General features: G+C 66.0%; 28 protein-coding genes and 1 riboswitch. Of the genes, 15 read left to right on the top strand and 13 right to left on the bottom strand.

The window, feature by feature from the left end; translation table 11 throughout:
* Positions 1-221: 221 nt before the first annotated feature.
* Positions 222-2,348, bottom strand: coding sequence for an MMPL family transporter (locus ACWF99_RS00345; protein ID WP_452533711.1), 2,127 nt, complete (start codon positions 2,346-2,348; stop codon positions 222-224).
* A 258-nt stretch (positions 2,349-2,606) separates the two neighbouring features.
* Positions 2,607-2,981, bottom strand: coding sequence for a VOC family protein (locus tag ACWF99_RS00350; protein WP_378628463.1), 375 nt, complete (start codon positions 2,979-2,981; stop codon positions 2,607-2,609).
* Positions 2,982-3,045: 64 nt separating this feature from the next.
* Between ACWF99_RS00350 and ACWF99_RS00355 the strand changes: the two genes are divergently transcribed.
* Positions 3,046-3,522: a winged helix-turn-helix transcriptional regulator gene (locus ACWF99_RS00355; RefSeq protein ID WP_452533713.1), complete on the top strand. Its 477-nt coding sequence runs from the start codon at positions 3,046-3,048 to the stop codon at positions 3,520-3,522.
* Here the strand turns inward: ACWF99_RS00355 and ACWF99_RS00360 are convergent.
* Positions 3,479-3,922: a VOC family protein gene (locus ACWF99_RS00360; protein WP_452535285.1), complete on the bottom strand. Its 444-nt coding sequence runs from the start codon at positions 3,920-3,922 to the stop codon at positions 3,479-3,481. The two genes, ACWF99_RS00355 and ACWF99_RS00360, sit on opposite strands and share 44 nt — an antisense overlap.
* Before the next feature lie 132 nt (positions 3,923-4,054).
* Here ACWF99_RS00360 and ACWF99_RS00365 point away from each other — a divergent pair, with 132 nt between their 5' ends.
* On the top strand, positions 4,055-5,038 hold the full coding sequence (locus ACWF99_RS00365) for a helix-turn-helix transcriptional regulator (protein WP_452533714.1): 984 nt from the start codon (positions 4,055-4,057) through the stop codon (positions 5,036-5,038).
* Positions 5,039-5,127: 89 nt separating this feature from the next.
* Complete coding sequence (locus tag ACWF99_RS00370; RefSeq protein ID WP_452533716.1) at positions 5,128-5,769, top strand: hypothetical protein; 642 nt, start codon at positions 5,128-5,130, stop codon at positions 5,767-5,769.
* An 89-nt stretch (positions 5,770-5,858) separates the two neighbouring features.
* Here ACWF99_RS00370 and ACWF99_RS00375 read toward each other — a convergent pair whose 3' ends face one another.
* Both ACWF99_RS00375 and ACWF99_RS00380 read right to left on the bottom strand, forming a co-directional pair.
* A complete protein-coding gene (locus ACWF99_RS00375; protein ID WP_378653267.1) occupies positions 5,859-6,209 on the bottom strand; it encodes a histone-like nucleoid-structuring protein Lsr2 in 351 nt (116 codons plus the stop codon).
* Positions 6,210-6,327: 118 nt separating this feature from the next.
* Positions 6,328-6,630, bottom strand: coding sequence for a hypothetical protein (locus ACWF99_RS00380; RefSeq protein WP_378628476.1), 303 nt, complete (start codon positions 6,628-6,630; stop codon positions 6,328-6,330).
* Between the two features lie 63 nt (positions 6,631-6,693).
* Between ACWF99_RS00380 and ACWF99_RS00385 the strand changes: the two genes are divergently transcribed.
* The 4 genes from ACWF99_RS00385 to ACWF99_RS00400 all read left to right on the top strand — a co-directional run bounded on the left by ACWF99_RS00385 (position 6,694) and on the right by ACWF99_RS00400 (position 10,511).
* Complete coding sequence (locus ACWF99_RS00385) at positions 6,694-7,362, top strand: TetR/AcrR family transcriptional regulator (protein WP_378653262.1); 669 nt, start codon at positions 6,694-6,696, stop codon at positions 7,360-7,362.
* 124 nt (positions 7,363-7,486) lie between these two features.
* A complete protein-coding gene (locus ACWF99_RS00390) occupies positions 7,487-8,287 on the top strand; it encodes an MmyB family transcriptional regulator (RefSeq protein ID WP_452533718.1) in 801 nt (266 codons plus the stop codon).
* A gap of 375 nt (positions 8,288-8,662) precedes the next feature.
* A complete protein-coding gene (locus tag ACWF99_RS00395; RefSeq protein WP_452533720.1) occupies positions 8,663-10,252 on the top strand; it encodes an alpha/beta hydrolase in 1,590 nt (529 codons plus the stop codon).
* 28 nt (positions 10,253-10,280) lie between these two features.
* Positions 10,281-10,511: a hypothetical protein gene (locus ACWF99_RS00400; RefSeq protein ID WP_452533721.1), complete on the top strand. Its 231-nt coding sequence runs from the start codon at positions 10,281-10,283 to the stop codon at positions 10,509-10,511.
* 33 nt (positions 10,512-10,544) lie between these two features.
* Here ACWF99_RS00400 and ACWF99_RS00405 read toward each other — a convergent pair whose 3' ends face one another.
* Entirely contained in the window at positions 10,545-11,378 is an 834-nt protein-coding gene (locus ACWF99_RS00405) for an alpha/beta fold hydrolase (protein WP_378628489.1), read from the bottom strand.
* Between the two features lie 13 nt (positions 11,379-11,391).
* Positions 11,392-11,574, bottom strand: a complete 183-nt coding sequence (locus tag ACWF99_RS00410; protein WP_452533722.1) for a hypothetical protein — start codon at positions 11,572-11,574, stop codon at positions 11,392-11,394.
* 92 nt (positions 11,575-11,666) lie between these two features.
* Here ACWF99_RS00410 and ACWF99_RS00415 point away from each other — a divergent pair, with 92 nt between their 5' ends.
* Positions 11,667-12,242, top strand: coding sequence for a hypothetical protein (locus ACWF99_RS00415; RefSeq protein WP_378653250.1), 576 nt, complete (start codon positions 11,667-11,669; stop codon positions 12,240-12,242).
* Between the two features lie 165 nt (positions 12,243-12,407).
* Positions 12,408-13,067 (top strand): DUF3159 domain-containing protein, encoded by a 660-nt coding sequence (locus ACWF99_RS00420; RefSeq protein ID WP_452533724.1) that lies wholly within the window; start codon positions 12,408-12,410, stop codon positions 13,065-13,067.
* Here ACWF99_RS00420 and ACWF99_RS00425 read toward each other — a convergent pair.
* From ACWF99_RS00425 to ACWF99_RS00440, 4 genes are all read right to left on the bottom strand, one after another.
* Positions 13,014-13,853, bottom strand: coding sequence for an ABC transporter ATP-binding protein (locus ACWF99_RS00425; RefSeq protein ID WP_452533725.1), 840 nt, complete (start codon positions 13,851-13,853; stop codon positions 13,014-13,016). The genes ACWF99_RS00420 and ACWF99_RS00425 overlap by 54 nt on opposite strands.
* Complete coding sequence (locus tag ACWF99_RS00430) at positions 13,846-14,685, bottom strand: ABC transporter permease (protein ID WP_378628501.1); 840 nt, start codon at positions 14,683-14,685, stop codon at positions 13,846-13,848. Before ACWF99_RS00430 ends, ACWF99_RS00425 begins: the two co-directional genes overlap by 8 nt.
* Positions 14,663-15,685 carry an ABC transporter substrate-binding protein gene (locus ACWF99_RS00435; protein WP_452533727.1) on the bottom strand — a complete coding sequence of 341 codons (1,023 nt, stop codon included), beginning with the start codon at positions 15,683-15,685 and terminating at the stop codon, positions 14,663-14,665. Before ACWF99_RS00435 ends, ACWF99_RS00430 begins: the two co-directional genes overlap by 23 nt.
* Positions 15,682-16,389 (bottom strand): TenA family protein, encoded by a 708-nt coding sequence (locus ACWF99_RS00440; protein WP_452533729.1) that lies wholly within the window; start codon positions 16,387-16,389, stop codon positions 15,682-15,684. The genes ACWF99_RS00435 and ACWF99_RS00440 overlap by 4 nt, the downstream gene beginning before the upstream one ends.
* Positions 16,380-16,476, bottom strand: a riboswitch (TPP riboswitch). It overlaps the preceding gene by 10 nt.
* 165 nt (positions 16,477-16,641) lie before the next feature.
* Here ACWF99_RS00440 and gndA point away from each other — a divergent pair.
* Both gndA and ACWF99_RS00450 read left to right on the top strand, forming a co-directional pair.
* Positions 16,642-18,087, top strand: coding sequence for an NADP-dependent phosphogluconate dehydrogenase (gndA, locus tag ACWF99_RS00445; RefSeq protein WP_452533731.1), 1,446 nt, complete (start codon positions 16,642-16,644; stop codon positions 18,085-18,087).
* Between the two features lie 320 nt (positions 18,088-18,407).
* Positions 18,408-19,616, top strand: a complete 1,209-nt coding sequence (locus ACWF99_RS00450; protein WP_452533732.1) for an alpha/beta fold hydrolase — start codon at positions 18,408-18,410, stop codon at positions 19,614-19,616.
* A gap of 13 nt (positions 19,617-19,629) precedes the next feature.
* On the opposite strand, the gene ACWF99_RS00455 is transcribed toward ACWF99_RS00450, so the two are convergent.
* The gene (locus ACWF99_RS00455; RefSeq protein WP_452533734.1) at positions 19,630-20,277 is read right to left on the bottom strand and encodes a TetR/AcrR family transcriptional regulator; all 648 of its coding nucleotides are present in this window, start codon (positions 20,275-20,277) and stop codon (positions 19,630-19,632) included.
* 76 nt (positions 20,278-20,353) lie between these two features.
* Here ACWF99_RS00455 and ACWF99_RS00460 point away from each other — a divergent pair, with 76 nt between their 5' ends.
* Both ACWF99_RS00460 and ACWF99_RS00465 read left to right on the top strand, forming a co-directional pair.
* Positions 20,354-20,734, top strand: a complete 381-nt coding sequence (locus tag ACWF99_RS00460; protein WP_378628513.1) for a DUF1761 family protein — start codon at positions 20,354-20,356, stop codon at positions 20,732-20,734.
* A 25-nt stretch (positions 20,735-20,759) separates the two neighbouring features.
* Positions 20,760-21,047 carry a DUF1905 domain-containing protein gene (locus ACWF99_RS00465; protein ID WP_378653232.1) on the top strand — a complete coding sequence of 96 codons (288 nt, stop codon included), beginning with the start codon at positions 20,760-20,762 and terminating at the stop codon, positions 21,045-21,047.
* A gap of 32 nt (positions 21,048-21,079) precedes the next feature.
* Here ACWF99_RS00465 and ACWF99_RS00470 read toward each other — a convergent pair whose 3' ends face one another.
* Positions 21,080-21,388 (bottom strand): MerR family transcriptional regulator, encoded by a 309-nt coding sequence (locus ACWF99_RS00470; RefSeq protein ID WP_378628518.1) that lies wholly within the window; start codon positions 21,386-21,388, stop codon positions 21,080-21,082.
* A gap of 158 nt (positions 21,389-21,546) precedes the next feature.
* Here ACWF99_RS00470 and ACWF99_RS00475 point away from each other — a divergent pair, with 158 nt between their 5' ends.
* Together ACWF99_RS00475 and ACWF99_RS00480 are read left to right on the top strand one after the other, a co-directional pair.
* Positions 21,547-21,972, top strand: a complete 426-nt coding sequence (locus ACWF99_RS00475; RefSeq protein ID WP_452533736.1) for an Hsp20/alpha crystallin family protein — start codon at positions 21,547-21,549, stop codon at positions 21,970-21,972.
* 260 nt (positions 21,973-22,232) lie between these two features.
* On the top strand, positions 22,233-22,385 hold the full coding sequence (locus tag ACWF99_RS00480; protein ID WP_378628523.1) for a hypothetical protein: 153 nt from the start codon (positions 22,233-22,235) through the stop codon (positions 22,383-22,385).
* Positions 22,386-22,448: the final 63 nt, after the last annotated feature.

Consider the following 22,448-nt stretch of genomic DNA (forward strand, 5'->3'; position numbering starts at 1 on the left):
GGCTGATCGGGCGATTCACGAGTGGTCCGTGCGCCCAAACGGCGCTCGTTTCACTGTGTCATTCGGGCTGGTCGATAGCCAATGTTGTTGTGCGGTAACGGAAGTCACTTATCGCGGAAATCGACCGGCGAAACGCCGGATTGTCCGGATATTTGGTCCTGCGAGACGAATACGGAGCCGAAGAATTGCACCCGGAGCCAAACCGCCGCGCAAGGGATCGGTCAGTCCTCACGTACGGCGATGTGACGGTGGACTCTTCGCAGGAACGGCGGTGCCCACCAGTTCGCGGCGCCCAGCAGGCGCATGAAGGCGGGTACCAACACGCCCCGGACAACGGTCGCGTCCATCAGTACCGCCAGTGTCAAGCCCACGCCCATCAGCTTGGTGAACGCGACCTGTGAAAAGGCAAGCCCCACACAGACAATCGCCATCAGCGCGGCGGCCGCGGTGACGATGCGGCCGGTGCGCTCCAGCCCGTACGCGACCGCGTCGGCCGTCACACCGCGCGTCCGGTACTCCTCGGTGATCCGTGACAGCAGGAACACCTCGTAGTCCATCGACAACCCGAAGGCCAAGCAGAAGACGAGCACCGGCACGGGCGCGGCCAGATAGCCGATCTCGGTGAAATCGCCGACCAGCCATTTCAGGTGCCCGTCCTGGAAGATGTAGACCATCGCGCCGAAGGTCGCCGACAAGCTCAATGTGTTGAGCAGCACCGCCTTCAACGGGATCACCACGCTGCCGGTGAACGCGAACAGCAACACCAGCATCGCGACCACGATGAGTGCGACGACCACGGGCAGGCGCCCTGCCAATCCGGATTTGGTATCGGTGTTCTCGGCCGTGGCGCCGCCGACCAGCAGCGGCGCGGGCGAGTCGGTCCGCCGGATGTCATCGAGCAGGGTTTCGGCGGCCTGCGAATACGGGTCGATGTCGGGGATCACTGTCAGGTGAGCACCCTCGGGCCCGGGCTGGCTACGAACCAGTAGCACATGCGAGAGATGCTGTATGCGCTGTGTCAGCTCGGCCAGTTCGGTCGTGCTGATCTGCCCGTCGACGACCACATCGAACCGTCCCGCCGAGGTCGCCGGGAATTCGGCGCGGAGCACGTCACCGACCTGACGGCTCTCCACCGTCACCGGCAATGCTCGATCGTCGGTCAGACCCAATCGCAGCCCCGCGAACGGGACGCCGAGCAAGACCACCACCAGCAACGCCGCACCACCGAACACCCAGGGGCGCGCGGTGACTCGCCGCGCGGTGCGATACCAGAAGCCGTTCTCGGGCAGCATGGGTGCGCGGGCGGCTCGCCCGCGCAGCCGGCGGATGCCGCGACGCAGGTCGAGTGAGTCGATGCGGTGCCCGAACAACATGAGCAGAGCAGGCAGCAACGTCACGGTGGCGAGCGCGGCCAAGAGCGTCACCGACAGGCAGGCCGCGGCCAGGGAACGCAGGAACGGCATCGGGAACAGCAGCATCGCCAGCATCGCGATGACGATCGTGGCGGCGGAGAACAGCACTGTGCGCCCGGCGGTCAGCACGGTCACCCGCACCGCGGTCGGTACGTCGCGGCCGCCGTGGCGTTCTTCTCTGAATCGGCTGACGAGGAACAGGCTGTAGTCGATGCCGAGACCGAGTCCGAGCACCGTGGTCAGATTCAGCGCATAGCTGGAAACCTGGGTGACCTCGGTGAGCAGGCGGAGGATTCCGAACGTGCCGATGATCGACACCACGCCGAGTACCAGCGGCAGCCCCGCGGCGACCAGACTGCCGAAGATCAGCACCAACAGCACCAGCAGGATCGGAATCGTCACCGCTTCACTGACTTTCATGTCATGCGACAGTTGTTCGGTGACATCGTGATAGCTCACCGCGGCGCCACCCAACCGCAGGTGGAGCTCGCCGTAGTCTCGATCCCGGTAGCTGTCGATCAGCCGGGACACCACGGTGTCCACCACGATCTCGTCACCGGGAATATCCACGGCGACCAGCGCCTTGCCGCGATCGGGAGTGCGGAGGAATTCCGCTGATCCGGTGGACCAGTACGAGCTCACCGAACGCACACCGGACACCGCGGCGAGCTCGGTGGTCAGCCGTAGACCGGTGGCGGCGACCGCGGGTGTGTCGACGTTTCCTGCTGCGGTCGGAACATCGACCAGCACAATGACATTCGGTGTCCCGGTGGTGTACTTGTCCGCCAAGACCCGAGCGGCGCGCGCGGATTCGGCATCCGCGTTCCAGAACCCGCCGCCGGACAATCGCTGCTGCAGCGAAGCGCCACCCGCACCTGCGAGAACGAGTAACACCGCGATCACCGCGATCACGGTCTTCGGTCGACCAACAGCCATCCGCGCGAGTACTCGCACCGTCCCTCATCTCATCGCGGGCACCGCACGTGCACTCCGGCGCCGTCTTCATCGCGACGGCCATCACCACCGCCGCGGCTCGGGCATGGAGGGGGCGGCGCCGGTGCCATCCCGCGACCCGGGTCGAAGCAAGTATCGATGCGGCGAACAGCCACTGTCACTGCATCCTCCGGAGAATTTCCGCCGCAGAACTTGTCGCGGCGACAGGATTCTGCGCTGGAGTCGACCGGTCCGCCGCTGTCAGTCGAGCACGTGCGAGCGGATGTCGGCTGCCCACTGCACGTATTCGACGTTCGTGCCGTCCGGGTGGCGCGCGTACACCACCCGACCTGTCGCCGAAACAATCGGACCGCTGGTGATTTCGCCGCCGATGTCGGTGACGAACTGCCTCGCCGCGTCGAGGTCGTCCACGATCACCGGTCCGATGGTGTCGCGGTATGCGCTGACCGCGTCGTGCGGCCCGGCAATGACAAGGAAGTCCCCGACCGCCGCGATATCGGCTTGTTCGAAGCGGAAGCGCAGATCCGCCGCGGTTCCGACGAGCTTTTCGTAGACGGGAAGCGCTTGCTCGAGGTCGGTGACAAAGAGTCGGGCGTAGGTCTTGAGGATCTTCACCGCCACGACGGTACGGTCGATGTTTGTCGTGGGTAAGTACGCACTTCGAGGTGAGAGGCTCTACATGGCTGTCGTCAGTGAATCCGTGCGGCAAGCGCAGGCGGCCGCTGTCGCTCGCCGAATCTTCGCGACGCTGTCGACGAAGTGGGCATTGACGGTCATCGAAGCGATCGGAACTCGCGAGCGACGTTTCGCCGAGCTGCATCGGTCGGTCGAAGGCATCAGCTACAAGATGCTCACCCAGACCCTGCGTGGGTTGGAAGCCGACGGAATCGTCGCCCGCTACGACCACCACTCCGCCAGCCTCCGCGTCGACTATTCGCTCACCGCGGCCGGGATCGACCTGCTCACGACCGTGCACGAACTGTGTGGCTGGTCGCGCACGCACCTGGAATCACTGCTCGCCGCGCATCCCACCGCGGACCTATCACTGTGCACCACGGTCTCGTCCGCGGACTCGGGGTACGACTGGACCGGGTCGCACCCCGAACCACGGCTCACGCCGGGACGTACTCGGCCGCCACGTCGAGAATCCAGGTGACACCGAAGCGATCACTGAGCATCCCGAAAGCGGGCGCCCACTGAGCGGGGCCGAATGCCTCGATCACCGTCGCGCCCTCGGCGAGGCGTTCCCACAGCGCGCCGACCTCCTCGACGGTCTCGCCGCGCACCGAAAGGAAGAACCGCTCCTCGGTGATGGTCGTGCCGTTCTCGCGGCGGGTGGTGGGCGCGGCCGCTGCGGCAGGGGAGTCCTGGCCGGGCACGTCATAGGCCATGACTCGGAACCCGTTGTCGGCAACGATTTCACCGAAGACGACCTTGGCGGCGTCGGGCAGTTCGGTCGGCATGCCGAAGTCGGCGTAGGTGGCGAGGGTCAGCCGGCCCTCGAAAACCGACTGGTAGAACTCCAGGGCCGCACGGGCCTGGCCGTGGAAGTTCAGGTGGGCAACAGTGTTGACCGTCGTGTCTGATCAGTGTCCCTTCGCGTGGTGTGTGCCGCCGGGGGGCGACGAATTCCACCCTGTCACCGGTAGCGGACAGGGAATGTCCTCTACTGCTGGCAATCTGGAACCATGCCGACATCGTCTTCGACGGCGACTTCCCGCCGCCTGCTCTCGCTGCTGTCTTTGCTGCAGGTCCGCAGGGACTGGCCAGGAGGTCTACTGGCCGAGCGGCTCGACGTCAGCGGACGCACGGTGCGCCGCGACGTCGATCGCCTGCGCGAGCTCGGCTATCCCATCCAGGCGATCAAGGGCCCCGAGGGCGGTTACCGGCTGGAGGCAGGCAGTGAACTACCGCCGCTGTTGTTCGACGACGAGCAAGCTGTCGCGCTCGCCGTGGCGTTGCGCATCGCGGCAGGGACCGGGGCGGGCATCGAAGAAGGCGCCGCGCGAGCCCTCGCCACTGTGCGACAAGCCCTACCGGCGCGGTTGCGGGCGCGAGTCGACTCGCTCGAGCCCGCCGCGAGCGGTGCCGAAGTCCAAGTCGACACCCGGGTTCTGGTGGAACTGAGCACCGCGATTCGATCCGCGGAGGAGGTTCGCTTCGACTATCCGCGGTCTGCGAACGGGGCCGAATCGGGCGCGCCGCGCCGCGTCCAACCCCATCATCTCGTGGTTCGAAACGGGCGTTGGTATCTGATCGGCTGGGATCCCGAGCGCGAGGACTGGCGAAGCTTTCGCGTCGATCGAATGAGTTTGCGCATCCCGAACGGCCCGCGCTTCGCAGCTCGGGAATTGCCAGGTGGAGATGTCGTCGCGTTTCTCGCCGCGCGGTTCAAAGGCTCTGAGAGTGCCGATGTCTGGCCGTGCAACGGCGAGGTAGTCCTCGATCTTCCCGCCACCCGGGTCGCCCCGTTCGCCGGTGACGCAATCGTGGAGGCGCTGGGCGATGGGCGCACGAGGCTGTCGATCGGTTCGTGGTCATGGGCGGCGCTCGCCGCGGCACTGGCGCGTTTCGACACCGACATCGAGGTCGTCGGCCCCCCAGCGCTACGCGATGCGTTCGCGGCGCTGTCCCGTCGCGCAGCCCGGGCTGCGCGGGCGCCCTCGGCGTGATCACGCCGCCGAAGTAGCGGGTGCGAGATCTTAGGATGGCGCGTGGGCCCGCGATGGTGGGTGCGATCGAGATCGATGAGGAGCCGGTTGTGTCGGACACGTTTGTCGTTGCTGCTCGAATTCCCATGGAGCGACAGGCATTCGAGCAGTGGTTGAAGACACCGGCGCCGGGGCCGGAGACTATCGAGAATCACGGCGCGATGTATGACGGGCGGTTCTGGGACGGCAAGACACCGGATTGGCGGCAGGCCGAGGAGGGGATAACGCCTCGGGAGTACTTCGCCGACTGCTTCGGGGAGGACACCGGTGGGCTGACCTACGTGCTGAGGTATCGGGCGGGAGCGCTCGAGGCGTATTTGATGCACTTCGGATTCTGCGAGTCGAACATCTATACCGCGCTGGTGATGCTCGCCGCGGCGGGGCGCTCGAGCTCCGAGGTCACACCGAGCGCGGTGTTGTTCTGGGCCGAAACCAGCGGGTCGATGTTCGCGGCGGATTCGGGTGGGTGGCTGGCGACGCTGTTGGTGGGTCCCGACCGGGCGCGGTTCGCCGCCGATTTCGATCTCACGGCGACGATCGCGGAGTTGCGGCCGGCTGAGGCGAGCTACTTCGATCTACTCGTCCGGTTGGCCGGGGTGGAGGAATCGGTTGGCGGCGAGGGTGAGTCGAGTTTCGCCGCGATCGCTCGTGATCCACGGTATGTGGATGCTGCGGTGCTCGCCGAGATCTGAGCGGGAAACGGTGTTGGACCCGGACGTTCGACTATGCCCGGGTCACCCGTCGCAGCCGGCGAACGCCCAGCACGACAAACAGTCTTGCTTTATGCAGACGCTGCGTCATATGCGGCGATAACGTCTGCGGAGATCCGTCCGCGAGTCGATACCGTGTGGCCGTTGCTGCCGGCCCATGCACGAATCGCGGTGAGATCGTTGCGTCGAATCGGTGTGCTGGCAGGGGTTTTCGCGGAGAGTCGACCGGTGGAAGTCTTGGTGCGGCCGATTCGGCGGGCGTAGGGAAGCCACTGGTCGAACGTTTCGCGCAGTTTGGTGGCGTTGGTCTCGGACAGGTCGATTTCGTAGGCGACTCCGTCGATTCCGAAAGTGACGGTCTCGTCGGCTTCGGATGTGCCGTCGAAGTCGTCGATAAGGCTGACAATGATTTTGCGCGCCATGGGAATCCTTCTCATTCGGGTGCGGAGGTGTCCACGGATCGTAGTAGCCGAATGCGGGTCGAGCGCGCCTAGTGCCAGCGCACAGGCAGCAGAAGGGCGCAAAGCGCAGAGTCGATGGTCACGTGTCCTTCGCGACCAGCAGCGAGCCTGTCGCGTGGACGATATCGAGGTGTCGAATCGTCGGCTCGCCGGGACGGACGCCCGCGAAAGCGGCATCGACCGCGGGGTGGATGCGTTCGTCGAAGGCGCGAGCGCAATGCGCCTCGGACTCCCACACGTCGATATAGCGCAGTCCGCCGTCGTCGCGACGCACGCACAGGTGTAGCAGCGAGCCGTCGAGTGGTTCCGGACCCAGTCCTTCGATGATCCGGTTGTAGAGCTCCTCACCGATAGGGACATCTTGAATGTAGGCGTAGACCATGGCCGGATCCCTTCTGAATTCACCCGAATCAGTATCGGATGAATATTGGTAGAATAGGCGCCGATGAACGAGAACGTCAAGGCAGACAAGCGTCGATACCACGCCCCTCGGCGCGCCGCGCAGGCCGCGGATACGCGTCACGCGATCCTCGCGGCGGCGCGAGCGCTGTTCGTGGAGCGGGGCTATGCCGCCACCACGGTGGCCGAGATCGCCACGCACGCAGGCGTCTCCGTCGACACGGTCTACGCATCGATCGGACGTAAGCCGGTACTGCTCCGAGAACTGGTCGAGACAGCGCTCTCCGGGACCGATCATGCGATTCCGGCTCGGCAGCGCGAGTACGTTCGTGCGATCCGAGAGGCGAACGCAGCCGAGGACAAGATCGCGATCTATGCCGACGCGCTGGTCGCCATTCAGCAACGCCTCGCGCCGATCTTCCTGGCGCTGCGCGAGGCAGCGACGACCGACGCGTCGTGCGCGCGCATATGGGCTGAGATCAGCGAGCGCCGCGCCGTCAATATGCGTGAGTTCGCAGCAGACCTGCGCAGTACGGGGCAGCTGCGCGACGATCTGTCCGACGACGAGGTCGCCGACGTGATCTGGAGTATGAACGCCACCGAATACTGGGTACTGCTCGTAGGCGAACGCCATTGGACGGCAGAGCGTTTCCGTGACTGGCTGGCCGACGCCTGGATCCGGCTGCTCCTGCGTGATCGGCATAACGCGCGGTAGTGCGGCAAAGGAAAGCACCCTTGTCACCGGTCCGAACCTGCGTGTTCCGGGCCGGTAGCGTGCTGTGGTCGCTATCGTGCAGGGCGTAGGCAAGGCTCGAACGGGAGTGAGTGCCGTGAACCAAATGACCAGGTCGCACGATCCGGAACTGCTGACGCTGCCGACATTCGGCAGCTTTTTGCGGTGGTTGCGTGACGATCGCCGAATGTCACGCGAGCGACTGGCCGTCTCGGCAGGAGTCAGCGCCAGCTATGTCACCCACCTGGAGTGGGGCGACCGGGATCATCCAGCGCGTGCGGTCGTCGAATCCTTGGTCGACTGCCTGGGTCGAGCCCGGGCGTTGACGATGACCGAGCGACGGCACCTGTTCGACCTGGCAGGGCTGCCGATCACGTCGACCCCCACGGTCGAGCAACTGCGCGCCCGAATCAGCGACGACGCGCTTCGCATACTCGATGCGCAGCGCGGCGGAGTGGCCGGATATTTCGACGCCCGCGGCAATATCCTGGCGCTCAACAACGCCGCGCAGTCGATATTGCCCGGGCTGCGCGTCGGCGAGAACGGGCTGCATTGGTTGTTCGGGAACGAGATCGCCCGGCAGGTCTTCGTCGACTGGGACACTGTCGCACAGGCGACGGTGAGCGGATTACGCGGCCGAATAGGGACCTTCGGCCACGCCGACTGGCCAGAGCAGCTTCTCGACGAGCTCGGTGCGTACCCGGAGTTCTGTTCGATATGGAACGCCGGAGAAGTGACGTTCACTTCGGAGCTGCCGCCGATCCGACTCCGCCAATCAGGGGCGGGACGACCGGTCAGTCTCACTGTGCAGGTGTTCGATGTCGACGTCGTGGATTATCCGGGCTGGTTGCGCGCCTTTGTGGGGATTCGCCGCGACCTTCCGATGGCGCGGGTATCGATCGTGTAGAGGACCGATCTTCGGCGACCATCGTCGCGGCCCGATGCTCCGGTAGTCGACCTCGACGCGCGGCGCATTCTCAGGATTGTGCACTGTCGAGTGGTTGTACCGGACGGGGCTACCACGTGTGACCTGTGTTCAGCTCACATATCGGTGTCGATTGCCCGAATTCCGCGTCGTGGCATCACCGGGTCGTATAGTTCACACCACTGAACGAATCCCGGACCAGTCCTCGTGTCGGACTGATTGCGCGACAGAGCTGCGCCGGGCTCGGCAGTGAATTCTGTGCGCCGGTGGATCGTTGGTCGAATCACAGGGGAACAAATGAATTCCAGATCCGATGCCGTGATGCCGACCGGTCGGAGATTCTATTTCGGTGGAGCCGTGGGAGCGTTGGTATTGGTGTGGTTGTCGCTGACGCCGTCCCTGCTGCCCAGAGGTCCGTTGTTCCAGGGAATCGTCACCGGTGCCGCCGCTGCCTTCGGATACGGACTCGGCATCGCGGTCGCCGCCCTGATGCGGTGGATGTTGCAACGACAGCGTGGGCCCGCGCCATCGGTGGCGCGGTGGGGGTTGGGCCTCGTGGCCTGCCTCGGATCGGTCGCGGTGCTGGCCTGGTATGCCGACTGGCAAAGCGATCTGCGTTCGCTCATGGGGGTGAGCGGACTTGCCTGGCACGCCTATCCGATCATCGTGGTGATCGCCGCAGTCGTGTTCGGGGTATTGATCGCGATAGCGCGGCTGTGCTGGTCGCTGTCGCGATGGGTCGGTGGGCTCTTGGCACGGGTGATGCCGCCGCGCGTCGCGGCGGTGCTCGGCGGTGTGGTGGTGGCCGCGGTGGCTGTCGCCGCGGTCAACGGCGTGGTCGCGGACGTGGCGATGTCGATGCTCAACCAGACGTTCAAGGCCGTGAACGACGAGAGCTCGCCCGATACCGAGGAGCCCGTTCTCGCGGAGCGTTCCGGTGGTCCCGGCTCGCTGGTGAGCTGGGACTCGCTGGGCAGGCAGGGGCGAATCTTCGTGTCCAACGGTCCCGCCGCGAGTGAACTGGCCGCATTCAGCGGAAAGCCCGCGCGCGAGCCGATTCGCGTCTACACCGGCCTCGATTCCGCGGAGACCATCAGAGCCGAAGCAGATCTCGCGGTTGCCGAGTTGCGTCGGGCAGGTGGATTCGAACGAGCGGTCCTCGGGGTCGCGACCACCACCGGAACAGGGTGGATCAACGAGTCGACTGCCTCGGCGTTGGAGTATCTGGCCAACGGTGACAGTGCGTTGGTGAGTATGCAGTACTCCTACCTGCCGAGTTGGCTCTCCTTTGTCGTCGACCAGGAACGCGCTCGACAGGCCGGTCAAGCGCTGTTCGAGGCGGTGCACACCGAGTGGGACCTCTTACCGGTCGATCGCCGGCCGAAGCTGGTGGTTTTCGGGGAGAGCCTCGGGTCCTTCGGTGGTGAGGCGGCGTTCTCCGGCATCCAGGACATGGCGGCCCGTACCGACGGCGTCCTGTTCGTCGGTCCCACCGCCACCAATCCGGTGTGGCGCGATGCCACCGCACGACGAGACCCGGGTTCCCCGCAGTGGCTGCCGATCTACCGGGACGGGCACACTGTGCGATTCGTCGCTGACACACCGGATCTCGCCCGCCCCGACGCCGTGTGGATCGCACCCAAGGTCGTCTATCTCCAGCACGCCTCGGACCCGATCACCTGGTGGACCCCGCGACTGCTGTTCCAGAAACCTGACTGGCTCACCGAGGAACGCGGTCGCGATGTCCTGCCTAGCACCCGCTGGATCCCGGTGGTGACGTTTCTGCAGGTGTCGGCGGACATGGCAGTCGCGGTCGATGTGCCGGACGGGCACGGCCACACCTTCCAGGCCGACATCGCCGATGCCTGGGCCGCGATCCTGTCACCGGCCGACTGGACCGTCGCCGACACCGAGCGTTTACGAGAGATCCTGCGTGGCGCCGAGTGAACGCCACCCCGTCGAAAGGAGGACTCCGATGAACGACGCCGCCGGTAAGCGGTCCCTGCTGAGTCGCGTGTCACCAACCCAATGGGTCGCCATCGGGTTGAGCATCTTCGCCGTCGTGTTCGTGTTGGAGAACAGAGGAAAGGTCTCTGTCGAGATCCTCTTGATCACGGTCAGTTCCCCGATGTGGCTGATCCTGCTGGCGATGTTCGTCGTCGGCTGGATCGCTGGAGTTCTCACCACCCGGCGCGCCCGCAAATAAGTGTCCGGCTGGTCGCCGGTGCCGCGGACTCGGCTATCGAACCGAGTCCGCGGCGTCTGCGATGGTGTCGGCGACGGCGATCGGCTGGGAGACCAACGAGGCATGCGAGGAGCTGATCTCGCGAGTGGTGGCACCGGCACGCCCAGCCATGAATCGTTGCGCGGCTGCGGGGATGACACGGTCCTCACCCGAGATCAGGTACCAGTTGGGTGTGCTCGCCCACGAGGGTGCGCCGGAGGGTTCCAGATTGGCGTTCAATGCCGCCGAGTGCTGATGGGCGTACATGTTCGCGGCGGTCTCGGCGCTGACGTCCTGGGCGAAGATATCGCGGAAGTACGGTTCCTCGATGTAGCCGTCGACATTCTTGCCCGCGATCCCGGTGGCGTCGTCCACGACCCGTACCTGCAGTGCGGGTGGGAACAGTCGGCTGCCGGGGAACCGGATCGGGTCGATCAGCCCCAGCACGAACTCACCCTGTGCCGGGGCGAATGCCGCGATATAGACGTTGGCTTTGACCTTGGAGTCGTGGGTGTTGGTGATGACCGACCCGCCGTAGGAGTGCCCGACGAGCACAACCGGGCCGTCGATGGAGTCGAGCACGCCCTGCAGCGCCTGCGCGTCGTTGCGGGGCCCGCGCAGCGGGTTGTCCACTGTGACAACACGATAGCCGCGTCCGCGCAGCTCGGCGGCGACTCCATCCCAGCTGGTGGCGTCGGCGAAGGCGCCGTGCACCAGAACCAGGGTGGGTTCGCCGGGATCGGCGGTCGCGAGTGCGGGGACGAACGGGCCGAGCGCGACAATCGTGGCTGCCACGACGCTCAGCATCCGGCGTCGGCGCGGATTCGGAACGTTGGTCGACAAGGACATGATCAGTTCACCCTTACTTTCGCTGAAATGGGGTCCAGCCTTCGTAGTTCACCGGCACCGTGATGCGCGGGTGCAGCACCCGGATGACCCTGGCGGCATCGCGGGCGCCCATCGTGTATTTCACCGGTTCGGTGAGACCGAACCGGGCCGCACTCAGATGCAGCGGCGCGACGTCGATGACGAGTCGGCGGGCCACTTGCTCGAGTCCCGAAAATACACTGAGTGACCCGACATCCGGACCGCGACATGCGATCGCGCCTGTCGGATGTCGTTTTCTACAATTTCGGCGTGACGCTCACCCTCGCCGACCTCGTCGGCTATACCGATCGTGGCCTCGATGCCGATCTCGCCCACTGGTTCGGTGACGGCGAACCTGTCGTCGTCTCCGCCGGAACTCGTTCGGTGGAACCGTTTCTCGAACGTCTGCCTCCGGTCGGCGCTGCCGCACTCGCGGCCTTCGACCGCCGGGTTCGTTCCGGTCGGCTGCCGCAGTTCCTCGACATCTTCGACTGGTCCTACGCTTTCGACTTCGCCGGCAACGGCTGCGGGATTCTCGATGCGGACTACACGACCGAACTGACCGACGAGGACGTGTTCTCCCTCGGGGCAGACGGCGGCGGCAACCTCTACGTCGTGCTCACCACCGGTCAGGTCGCGGTGTGGTTTCACGAGGAAGAGGTCCTCGAGGGCGGGACCCGCTTCGACAACCTCGACGTCTTCCTCTGGTCGTATGTGCGCTACCGCGCGGTGCGTGCGGGCAAGCTCGCCCTGTCGGAGGTCGAGGCCGACTTCGCCGCGCTCGGCCAGGACGGCGCGCTCGCCGAGGATCTCGGGTTGCTGAGCCTGATGGAACCCATGCGCTGAGCACGCGGGCGATCCCGGGCCGGCTGTCGTGACAGATGTCATGTCGCATCCATGAGGGTGTCATCGGAAAAGGTGGTGGCGCGCACTGGTTTCCGACGTTCGCGGCGACGAACGTTGGAGCTGTGCCTAGCACACACCTTTTCGCGCAACCGCTTGGAGAGCACGATGATTCAGCCCGAATCCCACCGCGACGTCGACGAGTCCGCCGCCTCGCGGGTATCGACGGCCGACCCTACGCAGCGGCTGGTCGACCAACTCGGCGGCACCACAGGAATGATCTACACGGCGATACCGATCATCGCGTTCGTCGTGGCGAATGCGCTGGTGGCACTACCGATTGCCATCGGGTCCGCCGTCACCGTCGCGGTGGCGCTCATGGGATGTCGGATCGTCCGCGGTGAGCCGGCCGTCCCGGCGAGCGGCGGGCTCGTCGGAGTCGTCGTCGCCGGTGGTGTCGCCGCGTGGACCGGGTCGGCAGGCGGATTCTTCCTGGTCGGCATCTGGGCCAGTCTGGCCGGCGCCGTTGTCGCACTCGTCTCGCTGCTGGCACGCCGACCACTGACCGGGGTGCTGTGGAACATGCTGCACGGAAACGAGTTCGCCTGGCGGCAGGACCGCCCGTCACTGCGCGGGCACGATATCGCCACCCTCGCCCTCGCCGCGGTGTTCACGGCACGCTACTTCGTCCAGGACTGGCTCTACGACATCGATGCCGCCGGTTGGCTGGCCACCGCCAAGATCGTCATGGGAACCCCGCTGCTGGCGCTGGCGTTAGTGGTCGTCGTCTGGGCGTTTCGTCGCTCGACCCAGCGACTGCTCGAGTGAGCGCCGCGACTCCTCGTGCAGGATCGCGAGAAGTTCTTCCTCCAGTGCGACGAATTCAGGGGCGGTGATCATGGACAACCCGCGCGGGCGCGGCAGATCGATACGCAGTTCGCGGCGCACGGTGGCCGGACGCGCCGACAGCACGATCACCCGGTCCGACAGGTACACCGCCTCACGGACATCGTGGGTGATCATCAGGACCATCCACCGGTAGCGCTGCCAGACCTCTTGCAACCACGCCTGCATCTCGGTGCGAGTCAGTGAGTCGAGTGCGCCGAAGGGTTCGTCGAGCAACAGCAACTCGCGCTCCTGGACGACGGTGCGCAGCAGTGCGGCCCGCTGCCGCATCCCGCCCGACAGCTGGGACGGGCGGGCATCCTCGAAACCGGACAGGCCGAATACCGGGAACAGTTCGCGAGCGCGGCGCCTGGCCTCTGATTTCGGGACACCCTGCACGCGCAAACCGAGGATGGTGTTGTCGAGGATGGTTCGCCACGGGAACAGCAGGTCTTTCTGCGGCATGTAGGCGCAGTGCGACGCGGTGTCCTCGCCGTCGGCCGCACGGAAGCCGACGTTGCCGGAGTCGGGGGATTCGAGTCCGGCCAGCATGTTGAACACCGTGCTCTTGCCGCAGCCGCTGGGGCCGATGACCGTGACGAACTCGCCCGATCGGACCGTGAACGACACCCCGCCCAACACCTCGAGACCAGGGCTGCCACGACCGGGCTGGGGGAACGACTTGGTGATTTGGTCGACGACGATCCGGTCGCCTGCTGCGTCAGTCACGCCGGCTCCTGTTCTCCGCGCGCGCCCACGGCGCGACCAGGCGCTCGACCGCGAACGTCGTCAGGTAGAGCGCGATACTCAGCAACGCGGTCACCAAGACCGCCGCCAGTACCAGATCGGTGCGGAACGAATTCTTCTGCAGGCTCATGTAGATGCCGAGACCGACACTGGCGCCGACATATTCGGCGAACACCGCACCGACGACCGCGTAGGTGATCGCGATCCGCAACGAGGTGAAGAATCGCGGCAGCGCGGAGGGCAGCCGCACATACCGGAACTCCTGCACGCGGGACGCGCCCATACTGCGTAGCAGCGCGCCCGCGTCACGGTCTGCCGCGGCGAACCCTTCGATCAGGCCGATGGCCATCGGGAAGAAGGTGACCAGTGCGACCACCAGGATCTTCGGCAGGAGACCGAACCCGAACCAGATGATCATCAACGGTGCGATCGCGACGATCGGCACGGTCTGCGACGCCACGAACAACGGCACCAGCGCGCGTCGCAGCCAGGGCGAGAAGTCGACGACCACCGCCAGTATCCATGCCGCGCTCAGCGAGACCGCGAAACCGATCAGCGTCACCTGCAAGGTGGCGGCCGCGTGGGTAGCGATCTCGTCGCGATGCGCCCAGCCCTGCTCGACCACACGCACCGGCGAGGGCAGCACCTGCGGACGCACACCGCTGGTGATGACATAGATCTGCCACACGGCCACGAGGACCGCCACCGTGACGATCGATGGCACCGCCCACCGGATCCCTGTCCAGCGACCGGCCCGGTCGCTGGACAGGGCTTGCGCGTCTACGGACCGGTCACGGGTTGGCAAGGTAGTCATCGGTGAAATACGTCGACCAGTCGGGCTCGGTGGTCAGTGGTTTACCGTCGGGCCCGTTGAGCAGGCCGCTGCGATACAGGAATCGGGAATTCGCTGACCACTGCTCCACGGTCTGGGTACCGACTCGGCCGTTCGGGTCCTTCATGAACTGGTCGGCCAGCATTCGCTGACTGTCGAAGACCAGCTTCTCGTCGTTGAACGCGCCCGGGTTGGCGTCGATGAGGTCCTGGGCGGCGGCGTCCGGGTTGTCCGCGGCGAACTGGTAGCCGCGTTGCAGGGCCTGGACGAACTTCTTCGCGCGGTCGGGGTTCTGGGCGAGCCAGCCTTCGTTGGCGTCGATCACGATGGCGTAGGAGTCGGGGAATCCGAAATCGGTGTAGCGGAAGTACTTCATCGGAGTGCCGTAGTGTTCGGCCTCGATGCCCTCCCACGCCAGATACGAGACGGTGAAGTCCGCTTTCCCGGAGTAGACGGCCTCGTACGCCGACGATCCCAGCATGACGGAGGTGAATTCGCCGGTGCCGCCGTCGTTGCGGATGACCTGCGCGAGTGACTCCTTCTCACCCGGGTCACCGAAACCGGCGTAGGTCTTGCCGTCCAGATTCTTCGGGCTCGCGAGGTCGGCACGGTCGGCGCGCACACCGATCCCGGTCGCCCAGTGCTGCAGGGGCGCGAGCACCGACTGGATGCGCGCACCCGAGGCGCGGGCGAACGTCGACGAATTGTGGGTACTGATCCCGAATTCGGCGTTCCCGGCATCGACCACCGTGTCGACCGAGGTGTTGTTGTAGGGCAGCACCTGCACATCCAGGCCGGCGTCGGCGAAGTAGCCGCGCTGCAATGCGACGTACAGTCCGGAGTGATTGGTGTTGGGCGTCCAGTCCAGCGCGAAGCGGATGGTCTGATCGGAGCCGCCCCCCGAACCGCAGGCGGTGACCAGCGACAGGGTCGCGACGGTGGTTGCCATGACCGCGAGTGCGCGGCGCAGCCGCCCGCTCATGCGGCAGGCCAGGGCTGCGGGTGCAGGGCGGTGTCCCAGAACATCAGCTCATAGCGCACGGCGAGGATGAATGCCTTCTCCATCGCCGCCCGCTCACGCTCGGTCGCCGACTCGGCAGCGGCGTCGACCAGCGATCGCGCCGTGGCCGCGGCCTGCTGGAACTCTTCCGCGCCGTAGGTGGTGACCCACTGCGCGTACGGGTGGGCGGCGTCGGCGGCGATCACCTTCGCGGCACTCTCGGCCAGGCCGCGTCCCACGTCGGCATAGATCCAGAAACAGGGCAGCGCGGCCGCCGCCGCGACCGCGTAGGACTCGGTCGCCGCGGCCGCGATCAAGTAGGAGACATAGGCCAGGCAGGTCTGGGAATGCTCCGGCTCGCCCTGCCGCGGGGGCAGGGCTCCGCCGGTGAGCATCTGGTCGTGCATGGCCGACTCGACAGCGGCGGCGTTCGCGGACGAGGTCGCCCAGAAAGCCGCGGTCTGCGGGTTCGGCGACTTGGCGGCGAGAATCGCCAGCGCCTTCGAGTACCCGGTCAGATACAGCGAATCCTGTTCGATGTAGGTCCGGAACACCTCGAGCGGCAAGGTGCCCTCGCCGAGGTGCCGCAGGAATTCCAGCTCATCGATCGCGCTCCGCAGGACCTTGGTGCGGTCCCAGAGGTGATCGGTGAACAGGCCGGTATTTGTGGTGTGGGCGTGCAACACCGTGACATCCCTTCGTCAGCATTACCTGAACAGGTTCAGCGGGTCTGTTCTCAGCCTCGCGGTCGCGAGACACCCCGTGTCAGAACTCGACCGACACTAGCAGCGACCGCCGACACGCGGGCCGGGCCCGGTTCGCCGTGTAGCCCCGGTCACGGTGGTAGGTGTTCGGCGGCGAACCGGCACCCAGTAACTTGCCTGCAAAGGAGTTCGTCTTCCGCACCCATCGAATCGCCGAACGAAGAGAGCTGATCAATGTCGACCTCTACCGCGCGTGCGCACATCGGTGTCACCGGCCTGGCAGTGATGGGCAGCAACATCGCCCGCAACTTCGCCAAGCACGGCTACACCGTCGCGCTGCACAACCGCTCCGTGGCCAAGACCGACGCGCTGCTCGCCGAACACGGCGGTGACGGCGACTTCGTCCGCACCGAGACCGTGGAGGAGTTCGTCGCGGCGCTCGAGAAGCCGCGACGGGTGCTGATCATGGTCAAGGCGGGCGAGGCCACCGACACCGTCATCGAGGAGCTGGCTGCCGTGATGGAGCCGGGCGACATCATCATCGACGGCGGCAACGCCCTCTACACCGACACGATTCGCCGCGAGGCCGCCATGGCCGAACGTGGCCTCAACTTCGTCGGGGCAGGCATCTCGGGTGGTGAGGAAGGCGCGCTCAACGGTCCCGCGATCATGCCGGGCGGGCCCAAGGAATCCTACGAATCGCTCGGCCCGCTGCTCGAGTCGATCGCGGCGCAGGTCGACGGCACGCCGTGCTGTACCCACATCGGCCCCGACGGTTCCGGACACTTCGTCAAGATGGTGCACAACGGCATCGAATACGCCGATATGCAGCTGATCGGTGAGGCTTACAACCTGTTCCGTGACGCGCTCGGTTTCGGCGCCGGGCAGATCGCGGACGTGTTCACACAGTGGAATTCCGGGGACCTGGAGAGCTACCTGGTCGAGATCACCGCGCAGGTGCTCGCGCAGGTCGACGCGAAGACCGGCAAGCCGCTGGTCGACGTGATCGTCGACGCCGCCGAGCAGAAGGGCACCGGCCGCTGGACGGTCAAGTCCGCGCTCGATCTCGGTGTGCCGGTGACCGGCATCGCGGAGGCGGTCTTCGCCAGGGCGCTGTCGGGTTCGCGTGCCCAGCGCAAAGCCGCGGTGGGTCTCGCCTCGGGCACGCTCGCCGACAAGCCCACCGATGTCGAGCAGTTCACCGAGGACATCCGGCAGGCGCTGTACGCGTCCAAGGTCGTCGCCTACGCACAGGGCTTCGACCAGATCGCCGCGGGCAGCGCCGAGTACGGCTGGGATCTGCACCCCGGCGATCTGGCGACGATCTGGCGCGGCGGCTGCATCATCCGGGCCCGGTTCCTGAACCGGATCAAGGAAGCCTACGAGCAGGACCCCGCCCTGCCGAGCCTGATCCTCGCGCCGTACTTCCGCGAGGCCATCGAGACCGCGATCGACAGCTGGCGGCGCGTGGTGTCCACCGCCACCCTGCTCGGTATCCCGGTCCCGGCGTTCGCGTCCTCGCTGTCGTACTACGACGCACTGCGCGCAGAGCGCCTGCCCGCCGCGCTGACCCAGGGCCAGCGTGACTTCTTCGGCGCACACACCTACGAGCGCATCGACGCCGACGGCAAGTTCCACACTCTGTGGAGCGGTGACCGCAGCGAGGTCGTCGCGGACTGAGCTCTGGCTGCCGGTGTGGTGAATCTCGGGGTCGGCCAAGGGAAACCGAGGATTGACCCGCTGATGGTTTGTCGCTGATGATGGTCGTGGAACCAGGGCGGCAACCCGCCCCGCATCACTGATACGTCCCGGATCGGGACGCAGGACGCGGGGCGGGTGTCGACCCGAATTCCGCAGTCTGCGACGGAACCACGTCGTTCCCGAAGTTCGCCGAGGAGCGTCATGAATACGACCGATCCTGCTGTGCGCAAGGACGATCCGCGACCGAACGGTGTGCTCACGGACAGCGGTGGCCTCGGTTGCCGGCGATCGGTCCGCTCATGACCGACGTGAGCATCAGCCTGGGAGATGTCACCTTGCGCGGCACCGTGATCGGCGCGGGCCCGACGGTGCTCCTGCTCCACGCGGGAGGCGAGCATCGCGGCGTGTGGGCTCCGGTCGCGTCGCAGATCGCCGCGGCCGGATTCCGGACGGTCGCCTTCGATCTGCGAGGACACGGCGACAGCACCGGCGAGGCGAGAGTCCTCCGGGCGGTTGCCGATGACGTGGCCGAAATGGTGCGGCGCGAGCCGGCACCGCTCGTTGTGGTGGGCGCCTCCGTCGGCGGGCTCGCTGCCGTCGCCGCCCTCGGCGAACCGGATATTGCGCGTCGTGTGGCCGGTCTGATCCTTGTCGATGTGGTGCCGAATTCCGATCCGGATCGGGTACGCGCCTGGCTCGGTGAAATAGGTCTTCGCGATCAACGCACGGAACTGGTGGAAGACAGCCTCGCGGCGGGGCCTGCGCTGCATGCGACGGCCGTCGGATCCGCGGTCCCGATGCTGCTCGTGCGCGGCGGACGGTCGCCGCTCACCGACGCCGAAGTGGATCGGTTTCTCGCCGATCGTCGTGTCACGGTTACCTGTGTGCCGGATGCCGGACATCTCGTCGCCCGGGAGGCTCCCGACGAGCTCGCGCGCATCGTCTCGGAGCACGCCGGCACCTGGCTCGCTACCGCCCACGCTGTTCAGAGCGCATTCGACCTACAGCGGGTTCTCGGTGCCGAAGAGATCGAACACCCCGGAGGAACTCTGCACGCTCACCTGCGCCGGGTCCATGCCCTCGTGGTCGAATGGAACGCCACGCCGCGAACCCGTCTGGCCGCGATCTGCCACGCGTCCTATGGCACGGACGGATTCGCTGTCGAGCTCCTGCCGACGACCGATCGGCCGCGGCTCGCGAACGTGATCGGGCACGACGCCGAGGATCTGGTCTATCTCTACGGCAAGTGCGACCGCGAACGGACATACCGCGACCTCGGGCGAGAGCCGCTGTCGGTGATCGACCGCTTCACCGGCACTTGCACGCTGGTCCAGGGTGCTGAACTGCATGATTTCGCGGTGCTGACGATCGCCAACGAGCTCGATGTCGCACGCCACGCGCACTTGCCGCCATCCGCGCGGACCGGGATCCGAAGCCTTGTCCTCGCGCTGGCGAATTACGCGCCCGACGAGGCGGCACGAGCACTCGCGGACGAGGCGCTCGCCTGAACGTGTGGCCGCATCACGGACCGCCGGGTTCGGATGCGGTCAGGGCTGGTCGGTAAGCGTCCAGGAAAAGATCTATCGCTGCGTCGGGCGTGTTCGCCGATGCTGCTGTGGCATCGAGTATTCGGGCGTTCAGCGGTGCGCCCACGACCAGCCAGGTGAGCTGTTCGGCAGCGGTCTGGGGGTCGGGGATCGCGAGCATGTCGCGTGCGTCGAGCACCTGCAGTGTGGTGGCGAGAGCGCCGATATTGCGGACCCAGCTCTGGTGCAGATACGTTGCTCCGACCTCGGGCAGACGGGCCGCCTCGGCGGTGACCAGCCGGCGCATCTCCACCACGGTCGGCGAGAGGACGCCGGCCAGCAGGGTTCGTGCCCAGACGAGTAGGCCCTCGCGCACATCCTCGGCGGTCTCGAGTTCGGACAGGGCGGGGCGCATCGCATCACGCCCGGCGGCGGTCCAGTGCTCCACGACCGCGGCGAACAGGCCCTCTTTCGACGGATGTTCGCGATACAGCGATGTTTTGGAGATCCCGGCGCGTGCGGCGATCTCGTCCATCGTCGACCCCGCGAACCCGCGCTCGAGAAACACCTCGCGGGCGACGGTGAGTAATTCGGCGCCGGACTTCCCGGGTGGTCGGCCGCGGCGTCGAGCAGAAGAGGTCATGCTCCCCATATTAGTACTTGACAGTACTTATTCATCCTCCTAAATTGAGTACTGCATCGTACTCAAGGAGCTGGCCATGATAGTTGCAGGTGTCGTCGTTGCGGCGGTCGTCTCGTTCGTCATCAGCGCACTGCTGTACGCGACACCGCCGATCGCCGCGCTGGTGTCGAGGACGAGTACCCCGCGTCCCGGAATCGGCATGCCGGTCCAGATGCTGTTCGTGGTGCTGCGTGGGCTGCTGGCCGCGGCGGTGCTGGCGACACTGCTCGTCGCCGGCGATCGGCATGGCATCGCCGCCGGGGCGGCGGTAGGTGCGATCGTGGCGGTACTCCCGGTGACCATCCTCGCCGGTGCCGTCGTCCACGAGAACGTGCCGATACCGACCGCCCTGGTGCATATGACCGACTGGGTTCTCAAGCTGGTCGTCAGCGGTGTCGTGCTCGGCATGTTCGTCTGAATCCCGAACCTCGACAGGAGCTCTCATGAACACCGCACCGGGACCGATCGACATCACGTTCACCGCTGTCCTCGGAAAGGTCAGGGAGGGTGACACGTGGACGTGCGTGCAACTGCCCGACTCCGCGCGGATCTTCGGCACCCGGGGGCTGGTCAAGGTGAAGGGAACGGTGGACGGTGTCCCGTTCACATCGTCGTTCATGGCACTCGGCGACGGTACCCACAAGCTTCCTGTCGCCGCCGAGATCCGCCGCCGCATCGGAAAGACCGATGGTGACGAAGTCACCGTCGAGCTGACTGAACGATTGAGCTGACGGACGTGGCGAGTTGCCCTGCTCAGGGGCGTCTACTTCGGCTTGGCGCGTAGTCGATCGCGTTCCGCGCGCAGGCGCGCGACAGTGTCTTCGAGTTCGAGGATGCGAGCCACCGCGGTCAGATTGACCCCCTCGCCGGTGAGGGTGGTAATCCGGTGCAGGCGCGTCAGATCGTCACCGCTGTAACGACGGGTGCCACCGGCACTGCGTGCGGGAATGAGCAAGCCGTGCTGCTCGTACAGGCGCAGGGTCTGGACCCCGATGCCGGCCAACTCCGCGGCAACCGAGATCGCATACACCGCCTGTGCTGGTGGCGGCCCTGAGCCGTGCCGGGAGATCATCTGTGTCCTCACCTCGATTCGGTGTCATTCATTCTCAGATTACCTGTCTCCAGTACTTGCACTCACCTGGGTAGAGTGCTAGAAAATATCTATGCCAGATGACATAGGTTATCTGATCATCATCCTAGTGAGAATGGAGTGAGTTGGAGGTGGCGACCATGTTGATGCGCACCGATCCCTTCCGTGATCTGGACCGGTGGACCCAGCAGATGTTCGGCACAGCAGCGCAACCGGCGGCGATGCCGATGGATGCCTGGCGCGACGGGGACGAGTTCGTCGTCGAGCTCGATCTGCCCGGAATCGACCCGGACTCGCTGGATCTGGACGTCGAGCGCAATGTGGTGACCGTGCGCGCGTCCCGGCCCGGCCTCGACGTGAATCGGTCGATGATCGCCGCGGAGCGTCCGCGCGGAGTGTTCAGCCGACAGCTGTTCCTCGGCGAAAGCCTCGACACCGACCAGATCCGCGCCGACTACCGCGACGGAGTTCTGCGCCTGTCGATCCCGGTCGCGGAGAAGGCCAAACCCCGCAAGATCGAGATCGCCCGCGACCACGACCGCGAACGCCAGGCGATCAACGCCTGAGCCCGTGAAAGAGGTCGGCGATGACTGCCTCGATCACCGGGGCGGCTGGTTCGGTCGCGCCCACTCAGCGCAGCCCTCCGCCGCGCACGCAACCTCGTAGCAGCCGTTTTGCCGGTTCGTCACCGGTGCTGTCCCGAAAGTGAGGTGATCCGTATCGAACGATCCCCGAAGCCCTTTCGAATGAGCTGAATTCGACCTCCCTGCAATCCGGTGGCCGGGTCACGGACCCGGCCACCCTGAGCGCACCGACTGGATCACCGATGCCGATCGACTACGCCATCGAACGACAAGAACAAGCCGAACCGACCGATCCGACCACGATCCGGTGGCCCGAGCCCAGCCCGCTCGAGCCGTGGTGGACCGAGATCATGGACGGTGTATCACCGCTGCACCTGCCGCGACCTGATCGCTGACCCGCTCCGAGCGGCCCTCCTGTCGCTGCCCCCAATGGCAGTGGATTCGGGACGGCCGCACGG

It is taken from the genome of Nocardia sp. NPDC055002, from assembly GCF_053608825.1.

What these genes read in the sequence shown, in the direction of transcription:
- ACWF99_RS00345 (WP_452533711.1), bottom strand. Translation starts at nt 2,348, where the DNA reads ATGGCTGTTGGTCGACCGAAGACCGTGATCGCGGTGATCGCGGTGTTA.
- ACWF99_RS00355 (WP_452533713.1), top strand. Translation starts at nt 3,046, where the DNA reads ATGGCTGTCGTCAGTGAATCCGTGCGGCAAGCGCAGGCGGCCGCTGTC.
- ACWF99_RS00365 (WP_452533714.1), top strand. Translation starts at nt 4,055, where the DNA reads ATGCCGACATCGTCTTCGACGGCGACTTCCCGCCGCCTGCTCTCGCTG.
- ACWF99_RS00375 (WP_378653267.1), bottom strand. Translation starts at nt 6,209, where the DNA reads ATGGCGCGCAAAATCATTGTCAGCCTTATCGACGACTTCGACGGCACA.
- ACWF99_RS00380 (WP_378628476.1), bottom strand. Translation starts at nt 6,630, where the DNA reads ATGGTCTACGCCTACATTCAAGATGTCCCTATCGGTGAGGAGCTCTAC.
- ACWF99_RS00385 (WP_378653262.1), top strand. Translation starts at nt 6,694, where the DNA reads ATGAACGAGAACGTCAAGGCAGACAAGCGTCGATACCACGCCCCTCGG.
- ACWF99_RS00390 (WP_452533718.1), top strand. Translation starts at nt 7,487, where the DNA reads ATGACCAGGTCGCACGATCCGGAACTGCTGACGCTGCCGACATTCGGC.
- ACWF99_RS00400 (WP_452533721.1), top strand. Translation starts at nt 10,281, where the DNA reads ATGAACGACGCCGCCGGTAAGCGGTCCCTGCTGAGTCGCGTGTCACCA.
- ACWF99_RS00405 (WP_378628489.1), bottom strand. Translation starts at nt 11,378, where the DNA reads ATGTCCTTGTCGACCAACGTTCCGAATCCGCGCCGACGCCGGATGCTG.
- ACWF99_RS00420 (WP_452533724.1), top strand. Translation starts at nt 12,408, where the DNA reads ATGATTCAGCCCGAATCCCACCGCGACGTCGACGAGTCCGCCGCCTCG.
- ACWF99_RS00430 (WP_378628501.1), bottom strand. Translation starts at nt 14,685, where the DNA reads ATGACTACCTTGCCAACCCGTGACCGGTCCGTAGACGCGCAAGCCCTG.
- ACWF99_RS00435 (WP_452533727.1), bottom strand. Translation starts at nt 15,685, where the DNA reads ATGAGCGGGCGGCTGCGCCGCGCACTCGCGGTCATGGCAACCACCGTC.
- gndA (WP_452533731.1), top strand. Translation starts at nt 16,642, where the DNA reads ATGTCGACCTCTACCGCGCGTGCGCACATCGGTGTCACCGGCCTGGCA.
- ACWF99_RS00450 (WP_452533732.1), top strand. Translation starts at nt 18,408, where the DNA reads ATGACCGACGTGAGCATCAGCCTGGGAGATGTCACCTTGCGCGGCACC.
- ACWF99_RS00455 (WP_452533734.1), bottom strand. Translation starts at nt 20,277, where the DNA reads ATGACCTCTTCTGCTCGACGCCGCGGCCGACCACCCGGGAAGTCCGGC.
- ACWF99_RS00460 (WP_378628513.1), top strand. Translation starts at nt 20,354, where the DNA reads ATGATAGTTGCAGGTGTCGTCGTTGCGGCGGTCGTCTCGTTCGTCATC.
- ACWF99_RS00465 (WP_378653232.1), top strand. Translation starts at nt 20,760, where the DNA reads ATGAACACCGCACCGGGACCGATCGACATCACGTTCACCGCTGTCCTC.
- ACWF99_RS00470 (WP_378628518.1), bottom strand. Translation starts at nt 21,388, where the DNA reads ATGATCTCCCGGCACGGCTCAGGGCCGCCACCAGCACAGGCGGTGTAT.
- ACWF99_RS00475 (WP_452533736.1), top strand. Translation starts at nt 21,547, where the DNA reads ATGTTGATGCGCACCGATCCCTTCCGTGATCTGGACCGGTGGACCCAG.
- ACWF99_RS00480 (WP_378628523.1), top strand. Translation starts at nt 22,233, where the DNA reads ATGCCGATCGACTACGCCATCGAACGACAAGAACAAGCCGAACCGACC.